We start from the raw sequence: 17,127 nt of genomic DNA on the forward strand, positions 1-17,127 counted from the left end.
AATTTAGTAACATGTAAACAACCGGTGTGTTCCGGGAACTTACATATAGAGAGGATGTCTACCGATGAAATTTAGTGAATTTCCTTATGAACGCCCGAATTTGGACGCTGTCAAAGTTACTTTTGATGAGTTGTTGAGTCAATTTGTGAATGCGGCAACGTTTGCAGAACAAGATGTAGCAATGTCTGAAATTAACAAGTTGTTCAATACGTATTCTACTCAAGCTCAACTTGTCTATATTCGCCACTCCATTAATACAAATGATGAATTCTACAAAACAGAGCAAGATTATATGGATGAGATCGATCCTCTGTTCCAAGAATACATAGATACGTATTATAAAGCGCTGGTTACTTCTGCATTCCGCACTGAATTAGAGCAAAAATGGGGTAGTCATTTATTTGCATTAGCTGAAATGAAACTCAAAACATTCCATCCTGACATTATTGCTGATCTGCAACAGGAAAATAAATTAACAACTGCTTATGCTCAATTGATTGCTTCTGCAAAAATTCCATTTGAAGGCGAAGAACGTACTCTTTCTCAGTTAGCACCTTTTAGCCTTTCTAAAGATCGCGATATGAGACAACGTGCTGGAGAAGCTCGTTATGGATTCCTTGCTGAACAAGGCGAAGAATTGGATCGCATCTATGATGAACTGGTGAAGATTCGTACGACTATTGCTCATAAATTGGGCTACAAAACATTTACTGCATTAGGATATGCTCGTATGGGACGTACAGATTATGGCCCTGAACAAGTTGCTAATTTCCGCAAACAGGTTCAGGAATATATTGTTCCAGCAGCAGCGCGTCTCAAAGAACGCCAACGTCAACGTCTTGGGTTGGATCGTTTGACGTATTTCGATCAAGATTATTCATTCCCAACCGGTAATCCTACACCTAAAGGCGACCCTGACTTTATTATCCAAAATGGTGCACAAATGTATAAAGAATTGTCACCAGAGATCAATGAGTTCTATGAATTTATGATGGAACATGAATTGATGGATCTATTAAGTAAAAAAGGTAAAATGGGTGGCGGTTATTGTACATTTATCAATGATCACCAAAGTCCATTTATTTTTGCCAACTTTAATGGAACATCCGGTGATATTGATGTACTAACTCATGAAGTAGGGCATGCTTTCCAAGTGTATGAAAGTCGTCATTTTGAAGTACCTGAATACACATGGCCTACATCAGAAGCAGCCGAAATTCATTCCATGAGCATGGAGTTCTTTACATGGCCGTGGATGGAATTGTTCTTCAAAGAAGATACAGAGAAATATAAATTCGATCATTTATCAAGTGGACTTATCTTTATTCCTTATGGAGTGGCTGTCGATGAATTCCAACACATCATCTATGAAAATCCAGAATTCACTCCTGCAGAACGCAAAGCAGCTTGGAAATCGGTAGAAGAGAAGTATTTACCATTCTGGGATCAAAGCGATAATCTATATCTACAAAGTGGAGCATACTGGCAAAAACAAGCTCATATCTATGAGTCTCCGTTCTACTATATCGATTATACGCTTGCACAAATCTGTGCTTTCCAATTTTGGAAGCGGATGAATGAAGATCAGAAGCCTGCATGGGCAGACTATCTGCAATTATGTCGTGCTGGCGGAAGCAAGCCATTTACAGAGCTTGTCAAAGTGGGCGGATTAAACTCTCCATTTGAAGACGGCTGTGTTGCTTCTGTGATCGGTAATATTGAAGATTGGTTGAACAGTGTAGACGATAAGAAACTGTAAAAAATATTTTAACCAAGCAATAAGATTCATATATACGTGAGTGTGGAAAAGGCTGACTGTGATCTTAGATCATGGTCAGCCTTTTTGGTCATTTAACAAACTGAAGGTACAAAACGATATCATGGCTAACACTTTGCTTGTAATATTAATAACGTACTTTACAAATGAAGGAGGCTAACGATGTCTATGGATGAGTCTGTGCGTATGCCTATTCGTTGGATCGTTTCTGATCTGGACGGCACTTTACTGGATACACACCAACATATTTCTCCTTATATGCAACAGCGTATTCACACTTTTATAACGAATGGTGGACACTTTACACTAGCTACAGGCAGATCGTTAATCAGTGTTCAACCTTTTATAGAGTTATTACATCTAACTGATCCTATTATTCTGTACAATGGAGCCAAAATATATGATCCTTTGCAAGCTTGCTTTCTAGAAGAAAAATTTGTCTCGTTAGCTCATGTACAATGGATATTTAATCATTATTACAATATACGTCAACCGTTTGATCTCGATTTGCTTCTTTTTTATCAAGAACAGATTTATTGCACACGTATTACTCCCAAAATACAACGGTGGATCGATAAAGAACAAGTTGAAGTACAAGTCGTTACGTTAGCTTCTTTGGAACAAGTAGCATCCCAGATCACCAAAATGATGTTGCTTGGCGAACCGGAATCGTTAACCCTTTTTCAGCAACAGATCGAATTATTAAATACAGTGAAATCCGAACATGATATTTTAGAAATATTGCCTTTTGGGACAAGTAAAGGAACAGCATTGCAACAATTGATCACCATGACAGGCGGTCACCATGATGAGTTTTTAACGGTAGGCGATCATCTTAATGATATTGAAATGATTCAGTTAACACGTCATGGTGTAGCGATGCAAAATGCTCATCCAGAGCTTAAACACGTAGCCAATTGGATCACTGCCAAAACGAATAACGAAGATGCATTGATTGAAGTGATAGATTATGTAGAACAGAGTTGGATCACACAATATAATCCAGTGATCGGATAAAATAGTAAGCAAACCTACCTTTGACCACATGTGAAAGGGTACAGGTTTGCTTCTTTTTTTGTAGTTGTTTCTGTATTTTTGTTATGCTAAGCTAATCTACATTCTAATACATAAAAGGAGAAGATATGATGGATCGACTGTTTCAAAATCATCGTATTCGGACTAGAGAATCATTAGAAGGTGTATGGGATTTTGATAAATTGAGAGCGTTATCATTCGATGAGATATCTGAAAATATAGATTATTCCTATAAAGTTGCTGTACCTGGTTGTTGGGAGATGCATCCTCAATTACTGACTTATCGTGGACAAGGCATTTATCGCCGTTCTATCTATATTCACCATCCATCACATGTTAGATTGCTATTTAAAGGAGTAAGTCATACCGCCAAAGTCTTTTGGGATGGTCAACAGGTAGCCGAGCATTATAATGCCTATACTGCATTTGATACTATGATTACAAATGTTCAGCAAGGGTATCATGAATTGTGTGTAGCAGTGGATAATTCGTTTGGTCAACATTCTGCTTTGCATATTCCTAATGATTATTATACGTATGGTGGTATTATTCGGCCATTGATAATGGAAATAATTCCGCTACAGAGTTGTTCGATTCAATCGGTTCAATTTACTCCGGTTAAAGAAGACTGGACGAAAAATGAGCAAGGACATTGGCAAGCGAAAGTACGGATAGCTTTACAATCTCATGCAGATCATACGATCAAAGGGCATATCCAATTTGGATTATCACCTCTTCAGCAAGCGACGAGCTGGGAGCAAGAAGTGTCAGAGATTACGATAGAAGCTGGACAATATTTTGAATTTTTGCACACGTTTACATTTTCGGATATACAATCATGGTGTCCTGATCATCCTTATCTGTATGAATGGCAGACTTTCTGGTATCAGCATGAATCATCTTCTGTAGAACTTGTAGACGATTGGATTGAACGTGTAGGGTTTCGTACTATTCAGACTCACGAAGAAAAGTTGTTATTAAATAATGAACCAATCGTGTTGAAAGGATTCAATCGACATGAGGATCATCCTATGGTTGGTGCTTCTTTTCCTATAGCACTGATGGTGCAAGATCTAGACTTGATGATCCATACAGGTGCAAATGCTGTACGTACCAGTCATTATCCAAATGATGAACGTTTTCTAGATTTATGTGATGAATATGGGATATTAGTATGGGAAGAAAATCATGCTCGTGGATTAAGTATAGAAAATATGCGTCATCCGCAATTTATAGAGCAGTGTGAACAGGTTAATCGGGAAATGGTTTATCAACATTATAATCATCCATCGATTATTATATGGGCTATTCTAAATGAATGTGCAAGCGATCTAGAAGAAGGTCGAATTCATTATCAACGCCAATTGGAGCAGATTCGCAATTTGGATAATAGTCGACCTCTTAGCTTTGCTTCCCATCATCGAGAAAATGAAATCTGTTTTGATCTAGCAGATATTGTATCATTTAATCTCTATCCAGGTTGGTATGGTGATGAAGATCCGGCGGAATTATGCGATCTAGCACGTGGATGGGCAGATCAAGCAGGCGGAAAAGGTAAACCGATGATAATGAGTGAATTTGGAGCAGATGGATTTTATGGATATCGGTCGTCTACACGTGTCAAAGGTACAGAAGAACGGCAAGCAGATATTATTGAAAGTAATTTGACAGCGTATACTCAGCGAGAATATATATCTGGGATGTTTATTTGGCAATTCTGTGATTGCCGTGTGACAGAAGAAGGTATCTGGCCGATGATACGGGCACGAACACAAAATAATAAAGGAATTGTAGATGCTTATCGTCGCCCCAAACTTGCATATGAAGTGGTAACACGATATTTTAAAGGAAGCGATGAAGCTTTGAATGGAGAGTGAACACCACAATGAATGATATAGCCAAGCACCTGTTGCAACAGTATTTAGAACCCTATGATCCAGCACAATCTATTCCCGCTTATATAGAAAATACATTTCGTAAACATCACCATCAAGATACATGGCAACATAGCTTAAAAGTAGCAGAACAAGCTGTTATACTGTCAGAACGGTATGGAGCTGATCCGCATATTGCTCAATATGCAGGTTATCTACATGATCTAAGTACATTATTTACAGATCAGCAGAAGTATGAACTAGCTCAACAATTAGGCATACAAATACTTAAGGAAGAACAACAAGTTCCTTATGTGTTGCATCAGAAGTTATCTAGCTGGTTAGCATCAGCATGGTTTGGCTTGGATCATCCAGATCTGCTAAGTGCGATTAAATGCCATACTACTCTTTATCCAGAGCTGGGATTGATGGATAAAATTCTTTTTGTCGCTGATAAATGTTCATGGGCATCAGAACATTCCGCTCCCTTTATTCATCAGATGAAAAGTGCATCCGAGTATTCATTAGATGAGGCTATCATTGTCTATTTGAATTATGTGTGGCAACAGCGTGATCAGATGGTGATCCATCCATGGCTTGAAGCGACCAAAGCTATATTTGATATGGAGCAGACCAAGCAGTTACTACGTACATTGCCAGCACTTTCTCAAGATATTCAATGGGGACCGGTTACAGCTAAATTTCAACCGATAACTTCATTACACGAAATAGATACGTCATTGATCAGTAATGTATCTATTGTACCGATGGTAGGGGATCAAGTAGTGATCATGCAATTGGAAGATGGACGCTGGGAATTGCCAGGAGGCACGCTGGAAGAAGGAGAACATTATATCGCCGCATTAGAACGCGAAGTGATGGAAGAAATGGGAGCCACATTGATCGACTACCATGTCTTTGGTTATTTTCAATGTACTTCAGAAGCAGAGACTCCGTATCGACCTTATATTCCACATCCTTCATTTATTCGACTGACGGTGTATGGACAGGTGCAATTGGATCATCAACCGCTTAACCCTCCCGATGGAGAGCAAGTAGTGCTAGTGGATGTAGTAAGTATTGAGGAAGCTATCAAGCGCTTAACGCAAACAGGTCGACAAGATCTTGCTGACTTTTATCAGATCGGATATGATATCAGTCTGCGTTCGTGATGTCTACTCAGGTATATAACAGGAATTGATCTAGAAAGGTGTGAATATATGGCTATTCGTACAGTATGTCTTTGTTTGCTTCAGCAAGATCAACGCTTTCTTTTTCAACGGATTGAAAATGTACATGAAAGTAAAACAATGTATCGTCCTATAGGTGGAACGATGGAGTATGGAGAAAGTAGTCTGGTCACCGTCAAGCGAGAAGTGAAAGAAGAAATTCATGTAGATATTATCCATCCTGTATTGCAGTATGTGATAGAAAATCATTTTGAATATACAGAGCAAGATCAATCTACAGGAGTCTCAGTGCAAGGATTAGGGCACGAGATTACATTTGTTTATAGTGCGCATGTTGATGATCCTTTATTTTACAAGCAAGATATCGTATATGGAATCGAAAGTAATGAAGTGTCTTATGAAGCAGAATGGAAAACATTACATGAACTAAAAGAAGATCCTGATGCGTTGGTAGTACCTGAAGGATTGTTAGAATTATTACTTCAAACGAAAATCAAAGAAAGCAGTTCTTCTTTGTATCATCAGATTGCTTCGGCTACATAATAGAACTCAAAGTGATTATCACGAAAGTGCAGGATGTACGTTATGAAAAAAGTGTCTGTACTCTTATTAAGTATCTATACTCCGCTGTTATTGTACTGGATGTTTTTCGGATTCGGTAGAGAATATGATGCTCAAGCGGCATATCGGTATAATCTTGTTCCTTTTCATACGATCACCGATTTTGCTTTGATGCGAGTCGGGGGACGGATCGATCAGTGGATTAATTTATTTGGCAATGTCGCTGTATTTATCCCATTTGGATTAGGGATTCCGTTTATAAAACCATATACATTGTATTCTTTGTTACTGCGCTTTGGATTATGTATTCTTATCGTCGAAATAGTGCAAATGCTCAGCAAACGGGGGACATTTGATATTGACGATGTGATCCTTAATTCTATTGGTGTAACGATAGGTTGGTGTCTATGGCGTTATATTTTTAATATTAATAAAAGATCATTATAAGAAAAGCATCCTGCAATATCACAGGATGCTTTTTTATATATTGGTATGTGGATCAATGATAATTATGACGAAGGAATAGCTTGAACATGGTTATTTGTAGGCTTACGGAACATAAAGTAATATAACAACGAAGAGATCGTATAGAGTATACCCGTAATACTAAATGCAATCGCATATCCCCAATAAGTGCCATAGCTAGTAACCAGATACGATTGTACCGGCCCCATACTTGCCCAGCCTAACATAAATACCGTCTGCATCAATGAGTTAGCGATACTGCGCCTTTTGTCAGATACACGATCAACCATAATTGAAGATTGAAGAGGATTGGCAGCATTCATCAACGCTTGTCGGAACAAAAAGCTCACCGAAGCGATAATCAATACATTGGTGAATCCTGTAAGTAATAAGAATGGTAATGACAATAACTGAAATACCACTACTGCCCGTACAGCGCCGATTCGTGCTGCCAAAGAAGGCCCTAGTAACATCGAGACAATCGTCATTAATTGTCCCAACGAGATCAATATACTCATTGATGTTAACGAAACTGCAAAGCGATTAGTAAAGTAAAGATTTAAGTAAGGAACAACCAATCCAGAACCTAGCCCAGTTAATAACTGCGCCAATAGAAAGCGGCTAATAAATACAGTATCTGAATGAGTAGTAGAAGGAGCAGATGGAGCAGATGTTATTACGGTAGCAGGTGTTGATTGTTCTACCTGCTTATTTTCTATTATGTTGACGGCAGGTGCTGAAGAAACCGCTGAAACAGGATGTTCACGAATCATCGCCATCGGGATAAATGAAGCCAGAGTGGCTATACTACCAAGTAATAATACTAACTGTAAGCTTAATACATATGTAAGTCCTGTAAATTGCAGAATATCTGCAAGTACACCACCGCCAGTGTTACCGAGTACTTGCGCAGCCAGTGTCAGACAGGCAAGGTAACTAAACATTCGTAGGCGTTTTGATTTTTCTACATTTTCAGCTAGAAAAGGAATAGCCATCACTTGAAAAATAGAAGCAAATATACCGGAACAGATCGCTAATAATAGTAGACTTTGTTCACCTATCGCAAATGACCTACCCACAAAAAACAAACCACTAGCTAAAGCACCGAGTACCAGTAACTTTTTACGGCTAAATCGGTCGCCCATCAATCCGACAGGGATAAATAAAATAGCTGTAGCTAACGATTGAATACTAATAATACGTCCATTCATTACATCGGGGTAACCAAGCCCTTGAATATACAAATTGTAAAGCACACTGAACATTCCTGTACCTATTTGGTAAAATAAATTCGCCCAGAAAAATAACCGCACATTGTGCGGCCAACTGCGTATTTCATTCCAGATCGATAGTAGTACACGCATGTGATATGCCTCCCTTGGTGTATGTATCCGCAATCAACCTTCGTAGTATAACAGTTTGTGGTTTATTTATAAAGCCAGCGTGAAGGAGAAGCAGATGCATACAGCAAAAGAGTCTGTGCATTAAGAATAACGAAGTATCGTTTTCTCTATTTCTTTACCGATTTGATAAATAAGAAAAGGAGCTCCAATAATAACAGTGATCGGCATGACCGAGATATCAAAAATCGGATCAATCGTACGTGATATAATATCCAACCCTAGAATCAGAACACTACCATAAATAGCTGAACCTAGAATAAGCCAGCGAATCGGCGGATTTTTGAGAAAAAATCGTAATATACTTGGAATAATAATACCTACTAATCCAAGTGGCCCTGCTAACATAGTAGAGATACTCGTCATCAAGATCACCATGAACATACAAATAAGAGTTGCCCAGCTTAAAGAAACAGAACGAACAGCATCGGAGCGATGTTGTACTCGTAATGAGAGTGACCAGCAGATTAAGATAGCTACTACAGTAACAGGCAACAATACCCAGATCGTAAAACGTGGATTTCCTAGCATAATCGGATTGACTAGATGATCGATATAATCAATCGTAGAATAAGAAGAATACATCATAATCGAAATACAGGTAATAATGCATACCGCCACAATACCGCCGCTAATTTGCCGTAACGATTTTACTTTCCAGGGTAATAACTTCGCAATACTGTAAGCGAATAATCCCCCTAGAGCTGCTCCTGCAATAGCCCATACCATAATCATCCACTGATTCAATGAAGGTGAAAAAATAATAATAATACATAACGCTAGTGCAGTTCCTTGAGTTAGTCCCATCGTAGAAGGAGAAGTCATCGTATTGCGTGAAATATACTGCATCACTGTACCCGATACCGCCAGACAAGCACCAACTAGAATACAACCTAATGTGCGAAAAATAGATGAATAGCGTGAATAAAAATTTTCGTTATTAATAGTTACTGAAAAATAACATTCGACGATTGCTAAAACAACACCAATAATCAGTACCATCACAATATAATGAGGTACACGTTGAGGAGTTGCAGAAGCATCTGGAATCGCTGTAGAGCGAGACATAAAACAATTCACTCCTTTATGATATTGAGTATTTATCCAAATCTACATATGTAAGTGCTACATGACTATCTTATAAGAGGTCAGCCTATAGATATTGCTTTGTAGAGTACTTTATTATTATCGGAAAGAACCTTGTTATTTTTCACTGTTGGAGCAAAAATTTACATAATTAATAAAAATACAACAAAAATTCAAAGCTAGCCGACTTTTAATATGGTAAACTTTGTTAAAATAAACAAAAGATTTCATCAACGAATCAATTTACAGACAGGTGGGGTAAAGCAGTGAATACAATCAAATCACAAGAGCAGATTATCCATATGATTATGACATGGGCAGCACAGACAGCCAATATTCGTGCTGTCGTATTAGCAGGAGTTCATGCAAATAATCCAAGCAATACTGATCCTTTAGAAACGTATCATTTTCAACTTATTGTCAACGAATTGAATACGATGATCTGGCAAGAAGATTGGTTACACATATGTGGAGAGCCATTAACTACATTACAACATATTCGTCATCATTCTGTGACAGGCGCTGTTGCTTGCACCCAAAATGTGTTATATACCGATGGGGTAGAGGTTGAATTTCAAATATATCCGATCAGTGAATGGGAAAATCAGATCGATAACGAATTGTCTGCTTCTACTACACCTGTATATCAGATATTATTGGATAAAGATCATCGGATTCAAGAATCGATTGTTGTACTGGATCAGCAATCAGTACGCTTAAATAAACCAGTTCGGCACGAATATGAGCAGGTTCAGCACGAATTTTGGTGGTATTGTATGCAAACAGCAAAAAGCCTGTTACAACAACAAGTGTTGCTTGCTAAATATCAACTAGATCATATTCTTCGTATTCGTTATTTAGAAAAGATGCTTGATTGGTATGCAGGTAGTCAACATCAATGGGATATTCTGTACCATCATGATCGTGCAGGATACCGACAACAGTTAGAACCGGAATTAGCTCGATCATTAACACAGACGTATGCTGGCGATAATATAGAAGAGAATTGGAACAGCTTACTTCATATGATCCATTTGTTCCGACATTTATCTATCCATGTAGCAGAAGCGACAGATTATGTGTATGATCATGAACAAGATCAACGGATGATTCAATATGTACAACAACTCAAACCTGAATAAATATAGATCATGCTCTTTGCACTATGTATATTCAAAAAGACTGAATCCCGGGTTCTCCCAAGATTCAGTCTTTTGTTTGAATTTAACGTAATACTTGTTGAACAGTACCTGATCCGTTAGCCGTCTGAACACGAGCCATAGCTCCATTGATTAGTGTCAGTTGTGGAGGAATATGTCCAATATCTACATTATAAATAACAGGAATCTGTTGTTCTCCAAATACAGATTGTAACGCATCTTGAATTTCAAAATTTTTGACAGGTGTATATCCAGCAGGTCTACCGATAAGAACTCCGCGTGTGTGCTGGAACCAACCTGCTTGATTCATTTGCCAGAGGTGACGGTAGATATCACCAGCATTCATTTCACAGCTTTCCAGATACCATATAAATCCTTCGTCTTGATGATAATGCTCAATAAAATCAGGCACAGGAGACCACGGTGTCCCGATTAGTGCAGCAATCACATCCATACATCCACCAATCAAGCGACCTGTGAATTCAAGTGAAGCTTCTGGTTGATCTTCATGCCCGAGAATCTTCCATTCTGTAGGTGTATCCAAATTAAAGTTAGGCTTAGAATAATCGCTATGAGTCTGATGATAAGCTGAAGAATGTTGTTCTATTTGATCTCCAGAGACAGCAGACAATAGATCTTGCCAGCGAATAGTGAGATCATCATCCGCTCCAGAAATATCAACAACTCCCGGCCCATGAGCAGAAGCGTAACCTGTCATCAAAGTATAGGTGAATGTTAATGTGCTAATATCTGAAAATCCTAAAATCCATGTAGGTGTAGCTTGACGAATTTTCTCCCAATTCAATAATGGTAAAATATCCATTAGAAATTCTCCACCCCATGGAGGAATAATCGCTTTGACTTTGTCATCAAGCAAGAATTGCTCCAGTTCTGCTGCACGTTGTTCTTTAGGTAGACTCACACATTTATCATTCGTCCATACACTACTACCTACACGTGTCTGATATCCTAATTGATGTAGATAAGCAGTAGAACGATGAATCAAATGATGAATCTCTGCTTCTAGTCCGCTCGATGGAGCGATAATACCGATAAGGTCACCTGCTTGCAAAGGAGCAGGGTATATAATGTGTGAATGATAATTAGATGAATGATTTGCCATAATACATAAGCCTCCTACGAATCGGATACAATATTAATTTGAAATACTTATAGATAGCTACTTTGATTATATGCGATAACTAGCAAAAGGTTCACCATTCTTATTCGAGCGACTCATTTCATCTAATCGTGCTTCTACTTCTTCATTAATGATATAGTCCAGGCTGTCCAGATTATTTTCCAATTGTTCAGTACGGGTAGCACCTACAATGACTGTAGCAACCGCAGGACGTTTTAATAACCATGCTAGCGCAAGGGTAGCAGGTTCAGTAGAACGATTTTGAGCATATAGTTTTAAAACTTCCCCTAGATTGATCCGTTGCGTATTAAAAAAGCGTTGGAATGAAGGGTCTGTCTCCGCACGCGAACCAGCAGGAGAAGAGTGGTTGTCCGAGTATTTACCTGTCAGAATTCCACCTGCCAGCGGAAAGTATGGAATAATACCAAGTCCTTGATCTAGACAAAGAGGAACCATCTCCTGCTCTGGCGTACGATCAGCTAAAGAATACGATGTTTGAAGCGATACATACCGATTGAGATTCAACTGATCACTGATACTTAAAGCTTTCATTAATTCCCATGCAGCATAGTTAGAAGCTCCGATATAGCGTACTTTGCCTGAGCGCACCATATCGTCTAATGTGCGTAATGTTTCTTCCAGTGGAGTATAAGGATCGAATGTATGAATTTGATACAAGTCTACATAATCAGTCTGCAACCGTTTGAGACTTTGATCCAGTTCACGTTCTAGATGATAACGAGAAGAACCGCGATCATTAGGGCCTTCTCCTGTCGGAAGCCCTGCTTTGGTTGTTAATACCACTTGCTGACGTTTACCCCCTTGCAAGCCTTCCCCGATAATTTGTTCTGAAGCTGTTCCTGCATAGATATTAGCGGTATCGATAAAATTAATTCCACGATCGATAGCCGTATGTAAAATACGAATAGACGTTGCCCGATCTGCACGTTTGCCAAAAGAGTTGGTTCCCAGACCTAATTCAGATACTTTTAATCCACTTTTTCCAAGATAACGATAGTTCATAGTTATACCCCTTTTATGATATTTATTCTGTGTTGTATCTCTTTTGTGAGTTATTTACAATGACATATAGAACTTGGTACCGATTGAATAGATGATTATACTAAGCGAATAGAGTAACGCTGTCCGGGTTCGGATCGTACTTCTACAGCAGTATCGAAAAAAGAGCTGAGTTGCTTGGATTCTACCATAGCCTCTGTATCTCCTGCACCGAATACTGCACCATCACGAATCAATAACGTTTTGTTAAAGCAAGGCATAATCTCTTCGATATGATGAGTCACATAGAGCAGTGTAGGCGCATGTTCTTGTGTTGCTATCGACTGTACACGATGCAGTAATTGATCACGTGAAAAAATATCAAGCCCTGTACAAGGTTCATCTAAAATAAGCAATTCCGGCGAAGCCATCAAAGCTCTAGCAATCAGAATACGTTGCCGCTCGCCTTGAGATAAGGTATCATAGGTGCGTCCTACTAGCCTTTCAGCATCCAATTGCTTCATAATAGATAAAGCTTGTGCGTGGTCTTGTTCTTCAATCTGATCGTAAATACCAATCGAAGCAAATTTACCACTGAGAACAATTTTTTCTGCTTTTTCATGACCATGTAATCGTTGTTGCATCGATGTACTGACCCAACCGATCTTTTTGCGATGTTCTCGTAGATCCACTGAACCAAATTGTTCGCCCAGAACATTGATACTACCTGTTGTAGGCCAAATATAGCCGTTGATCATATTTAATAATGTGGTTTTGCCTGAGCCGTTGAGACCGAGTAAGCACCAATGTTCTCCTGATTGCACTTGCCAGGAAATATCATTGATAATCATAGTCTGATCTCTGCGCCAGCTAGCGTGTTGTACATCAATAATCATATAGGCTCACTCCTCGTAAGTTTGGAAATTATTATAGCATTAAATGATTTGCACTTTGAAATGTAAAATGAATTGAAGAAGGAGACTACATAATATGACATTTATAAACCATTCTAGTAAAGATGGAATCATCGGATTGTTAGTTGGAGATGCTGTAGGTGTACCTTATGAATTTTTGGATCGGGAAACGATTGCTCGTCATCCTGCTGTAGATATGATTGGTTATGGCACTCATCAACAGCCAGCAGGCACATGGTCTGACGATGGAGCATTGACTGTAGCTCTATTAGTAAGTCTTATTCATCACCCTGAATTGGACACCATTGATCTGGGTAGACGGTTTATTCAATGGTATCGTCAGGGCATTTGGGCAGCTCGTGGTGAGGTATTTGATATTGGAATTGCTACTCGTAAAGCGATTGCTCATATCGAACAAGACCCGACTCGTCCAGAACAAGCAGGGGGCAATGATGAGTATAGTAATGGAAATGGATCTTTAATGCGAATCCTGCCTTTAATTTATAAACTGGTGAATAAAGATGCGGCTACACGTCTGGACTGGATTACACGTGTCTCTTCTTTAACACATCGTCATCCTGTATCTATACTTGGCGGTCTTATTTATGTTGAAATCGGGATACAGTTATTACAATCGCCTTCATCGACGACGTTGAAACAATGCTATCAACAAGCTTGTCAGCATATCAATGTTCAATATGCAGATTATCCTGAAATAGAACGGTATCAACGGTTATTAAGTGGCGAGATAGATCAATTTCCAATCGAAGAAATCTCTTCAAGCGGTTATGTAGTGCATACTTTAGAAGCAAGTATCTGGGTATTGCTTCATACTTCTAATTATCGGGAAGCGATTTTACAAGCGGTGAATCTAGGAGAAGATACCGATACGACTGCGGCTGTAGCAGGAGGACTTGCGGGTATTTATTACGGATATGAGCAAATACCTAAAGAATGGCTTCATCCATTAGCCCGACTGGAAGAAATGGTAGAATATTGCGAGCAATTTGATCAGCAAGGGGAATAATAATGAATAATAAATACGATATCTGGGGAACTAAAGTCTGGACAGGTAAAATCATAGTATTAATCATATTGTTACTCGCTACAGGCTTTTGTGTAGCACTGGGCATTCATTTGCGAAATGCTACAGGGCGAGATATTTACCGTTATCTCAACTGGGACATTTTTCTAGGATGGGTTCCTATCGGACTGGCTTTGTTGATTGATGGAGTGATGAAGTTACGCCGATCATGGATAAGAAATGTATTAGTACTCGGAGCCGGTATTGTCTGGTTATTATTTTATCCTAACTCTGTCTATCTGGTAACAGATACATTGCATCCATTTGTGCATTATGAAGCACCTGCCGGGCAACGATTTTTATTTCAGTTAGAGTTTTGGTATCATCTCTTTTTGTTTTTTGTAGCGGCGATCTTAGGTCTGGGATTGGGTACGTATTCGCTATCTTCTATCCAACAATTGGTTCGTGAACATTATGGTGTAGTGCGTTCATGGATATTTGCTCATATCGTGCTCATTCTTAGCAGTATCGGTATTTATATTGGACGCTTTATTCGTTGGAACAGTTGGAATGCGATTACTCATCCCCAATTGATCTGGAAAGATGTTATTGATATCGTTACCGATCCTGTACAATTGCATTTTATGTTCGTTTTTACAGGAATGATCTGGTTTATCAGTCTTGTAGGTTATTTTATGATGCGTGGCGGAATGTTTATGACAAGACGAGGATGATCAACGACTATGTATCGATATAATTTATTTACCAAAATCGTACTGTTAATTGTGATTATGTTAATTCCTATTATGATGCTGTATATCTACTCTAATCGCACCACAACAGAAGTGCTACGTCGTGAGCTGAATCAATCGAATATCAATCAATTGAACTTTTTTCAGACACAGGTGAATACCAATATAGAATTGTTATCTTCATGGCCTAATTTATTGATTCATGATCCTGATATTGTGAGCTTTAATGATATTTATTTGCAAAATGGATATCTGAATCTAGATGCGATCACACTGGTCAAACGTATCCAAAGTAAACTCGCGATTCAAGAAAGTTCATCCAACTGGCGCAGTCATTTGTCGATCTACTCGCCAAGCCTTATGCGCTTAGTAACAGACAATGATATGAGTGAATATCGTATCAGTCAGGCGCAACGCTGGGCGAAGCCGGGCTGGCAAGTGACTTCTTTACACGATAACAATCGAACAACATTTAATTTCTCATGGACAACTATTTCTCCTTATACTGCCAGTACGCCCGATTTGCGTGATGCAAGTACAGTGATTCGGGTCGAATTTGATAGTAGTAATATTCAAGATATGCTGGATAAATTCAAAAGCGATGGACGACGTGATCCTTTTTATTACAATCCAGAATTAGGTGTCGTCTATAATCGTTCTGCTGACCATATGTTAACAGACGAATTGATCAGTCATCTTCGAGAAAAGCCATTACAAGAATTAGAAAGTCGTACGATTGAAATATCGGATCAGCAATATATGGTCAATGCGGTTCGTTCAGAAGTAACAGGATGGTATATGGTCGATTATATTCCTCTGGATGATGTGTTACAGCCGATCCATAACTCGAATCGATTATTTTATTTATCCATGATTGCTTTGTTATTGATGAGTTGTCTTGCTTCGTATCTGCTGTACGCGCAGGTACAGGTTCCGATTCGTCAGTTGATTGCTGGATTCGATCGGTTAAAACAAGAGGATTATTCAGTACGGATACGTCCAAAAGGTAGAAGTGAATTTGCTTATCTATCGATTCGCTTTAATTCTATGGTGGCGCAGATTCAATCGCTATTTGAAAATGTGTATATGGAGAAAATTCATGTGCGTGAAGCAAGACTGAAGCAGTTACAGTCGCAGATTAATCCGCACTTTTTTTACAATTGTTTTTCCTTTATTACCAGTATGGCGAAGCTAAATAACCAGCAGGCAGTTATCGCGATGTCCAAAAATTTGTCTCAATATTATCGTTATACTACCCGTCAAGAACGTGATCTTGTGCCGATGATCGAAGAGATTGATTTTGTGCAGAACTATTTGGAGATTCAGCAGATGCGGATGTCTAGATTGAATTATAATATTCATTTACCAGAAACTATCAAATCGATACTGATTCCGCCCCTTATTGTGCAGCCATTGGTTGAAAATGCAGTTATTCATGGGATTGAGCGTTATTCTTCCGCAGGCTTGATCACGATTACAGGCTGGTATGAGAACGATCAGTGGTTTTTGAGTGTAGAAGATGATGGTAAAGGCATGGAACCAGAAGCATTAGCACGTCTGCAACAAAGTCTTTCTGAACCGCTGGGGGAAGAAATGGGTTGTGGATTATGGAATGTGCATCAACGTTTGACATTACGCTTTGGCGAACAATCCGGTGTACATCTGACTGCATCTGAGTTAGGTGGACTCAAAGTCACATTAAGTTGGACGCCAAATCAAGGAACTAACATTCAGGAGTGAACCGTTACT

15 protein-coding genes are annotated in these 17,127 nt (G+C 38.9%); 10 read left to right on the forward strand and 5 right to left on the reverse strand.

The features are described from left to right. Nucleotides 1-64 precede the first annotated feature (64 nt). The 6 genes from PQ456_RS09830 to PQ456_RS09855 all read left to right on the forward strand — a co-directional run bounded on the left by PQ456_RS09830 (nucleotide 65) and on the right by PQ456_RS09855 (nucleotide 6,884). The gene (locus tag PQ456_RS09830; RefSeq protein ID WP_273615950.1) at nucleotides 65-1,759 is read left to right on the forward strand and encodes a M3 family oligoendopeptidase; all 1,695 of its coding nucleotides are present in this window, start codon (nucleotides 65-67) and stop codon (nucleotides 1,757-1,759) included. A gap of 180 nt (nucleotides 1,760-1,939) precedes the next feature. Then, nucleotides 1,940-2,794, forward strand: a complete 855-nt coding sequence (locus PQ456_RS09835) for an HAD family hydrolase (protein ID WP_273615951.1) — start codon at nucleotides 1,940-1,942, stop codon at nucleotides 2,792-2,794. A 128-nt stretch (nucleotides 2,795-2,922) separates the two neighbouring features. Continuing rightward, nucleotides 2,923-4,689: a glycoside hydrolase family 2 protein gene (locus PQ456_RS09840; protein ID WP_273615952.1), complete on the forward strand. Its 1,767-nt coding sequence runs from the start codon at nucleotides 2,923-2,925 to the stop codon at nucleotides 4,687-4,689. 8 nt (nucleotides 4,690-4,697) lie between these two features. Next, nucleotides 4,698-5,858 (forward strand): bis(5'-nucleosyl)-tetraphosphatase (symmetrical) YqeK, encoded by a 1,161-nt coding sequence (gene yqeK, locus PQ456_RS09845; RefSeq protein ID WP_273615953.1) that lies wholly within the window; start codon nucleotides 4,698-4,700, stop codon nucleotides 5,856-5,858. A gap of 48 nt (nucleotides 5,859-5,906) precedes the next feature. Next, nucleotides 5,907-6,419 (forward strand): NUDIX domain-containing protein, encoded by a 513-nt coding sequence (locus PQ456_RS09850; RefSeq protein ID WP_273615954.1) that lies wholly within the window; start codon nucleotides 5,907-5,909, stop codon nucleotides 6,417-6,419. Nucleotides 6,420-6,461: 42 nt separating this feature from the next. Continuing rightward, a complete protein-coding gene (locus tag PQ456_RS09855; protein ID WP_273615955.1) occupies nucleotides 6,462-6,884 on the forward strand; it encodes a VanZ family protein in 423 nt (140 codons plus the stop codon). Between the two features lie 62 nt (nucleotides 6,885-6,946). On the opposite strand, the gene PQ456_RS09860 is transcribed toward PQ456_RS09855, so the two are convergent. After that, entirely contained in the window at nucleotides 6,947-8,266 is a 1,320-nt protein-coding gene (locus PQ456_RS09860; RefSeq protein WP_273615956.1) for an MFS transporter, read from the reverse strand. A gap of 120 nt (nucleotides 8,267-8,386) precedes the next feature. Next, entirely contained in the window at nucleotides 8,387-9,370 is a 984-nt protein-coding gene (locus PQ456_RS09865) for a FecCD family ABC transporter permease (RefSeq protein ID WP_273615957.1), read from the reverse strand. Between the two features lie 284 nt (nucleotides 9,371-9,654). Between PQ456_RS09865 and PQ456_RS09870 the strand changes: the two genes are divergently transcribed. Next, on the forward strand, nucleotides 9,655-10,530 hold the full coding sequence (locus PQ456_RS09870; RefSeq protein ID WP_273615958.1) for an aminoglycoside 6-adenylyltransferase: 876 nt from the start codon (nucleotides 9,655-9,657) through the stop codon (nucleotides 10,528-10,530). 82 nt (nucleotides 10,531-10,612) lie between these two features. Here the strand turns inward: PQ456_RS09870 and PQ456_RS09875 are convergent, their stop codons facing one another. From PQ456_RS09875 to PQ456_RS09885, 3 genes are all read right to left on the reverse strand, one after another. Then, nucleotides 10,613-11,671 carry a S66 family peptidase gene (locus PQ456_RS09875; RefSeq protein WP_273615959.1) on the reverse strand — a complete coding sequence of 353 codons (1,059 nt, stop codon included), beginning with the start codon at nucleotides 11,669-11,671 and terminating at the stop codon, nucleotides 10,613-10,615. Nucleotides 11,672-11,737: 66 nt separating this feature from the next. Beyond that, nucleotides 11,738-12,712, reverse strand: coding sequence for an aldo/keto reductase (locus tag PQ456_RS09880; protein ID WP_273615960.1), 975 nt, complete (start codon nucleotides 12,710-12,712; stop codon nucleotides 11,738-11,740). 95 nt (nucleotides 12,713-12,807) lie between these two features. Continuing rightward, nucleotides 12,808-13,584 (reverse strand): ABC transporter ATP-binding protein, encoded by a 777-nt coding sequence (locus tag PQ456_RS09885; protein ID WP_273615961.1) that lies wholly within the window; start codon nucleotides 13,582-13,584, stop codon nucleotides 12,808-12,810. 94 nt (nucleotides 13,585-13,678) lie between these two features. On the opposite strand from PQ456_RS09885, the gene PQ456_RS09890 reads away from it, so the two are divergent. Genes PQ456_RS09890 through PQ456_RS09900 form a run of 3 tightly spaced genes read left to right on the forward strand, consistent with a single transcriptional unit; the run spans nucleotide 13,679 to nucleotide 17,118 of the window. Then, complete coding sequence (locus PQ456_RS09890) at nucleotides 13,679-14,629, forward strand: ADP-ribosylglycohydrolase family protein (RefSeq protein ID WP_273615962.1); 951 nt, start codon at nucleotides 13,679-13,681, stop codon at nucleotides 14,627-14,629. Between the two features lie 2 nt (nucleotides 14,630-14,631). After that, the gene (locus PQ456_RS09895; RefSeq protein ID WP_273615963.1) at nucleotides 14,632-15,360 is read left to right on the forward strand and encodes a DUF1361 domain-containing protein; all 729 of its coding nucleotides are present in this window, start codon (nucleotides 14,632-14,634) and stop codon (nucleotides 15,358-15,360) included. 9 nt (nucleotides 15,361-15,369) lie between these two features. Then, on the forward strand, nucleotides 15,370-17,118 hold the full coding sequence (locus PQ456_RS09900; protein WP_273615964.1) for a sensor histidine kinase: 1,749 nt from the start codon (nucleotides 15,370-15,372) through the stop codon (nucleotides 17,116-17,118). Nucleotides 17,119-17,127: the final 9 nt, after the last annotated feature.

Origin of the sequence: Paenibacillus kyungheensis (assembly GCF_028606985.1) — a bacterium.
Classification (GTDB): Bacteria; Bacillota; Bacilli; order Paenibacillales; family Paenibacillaceae; genus Saccharibacillus; species Saccharibacillus kyungheensis.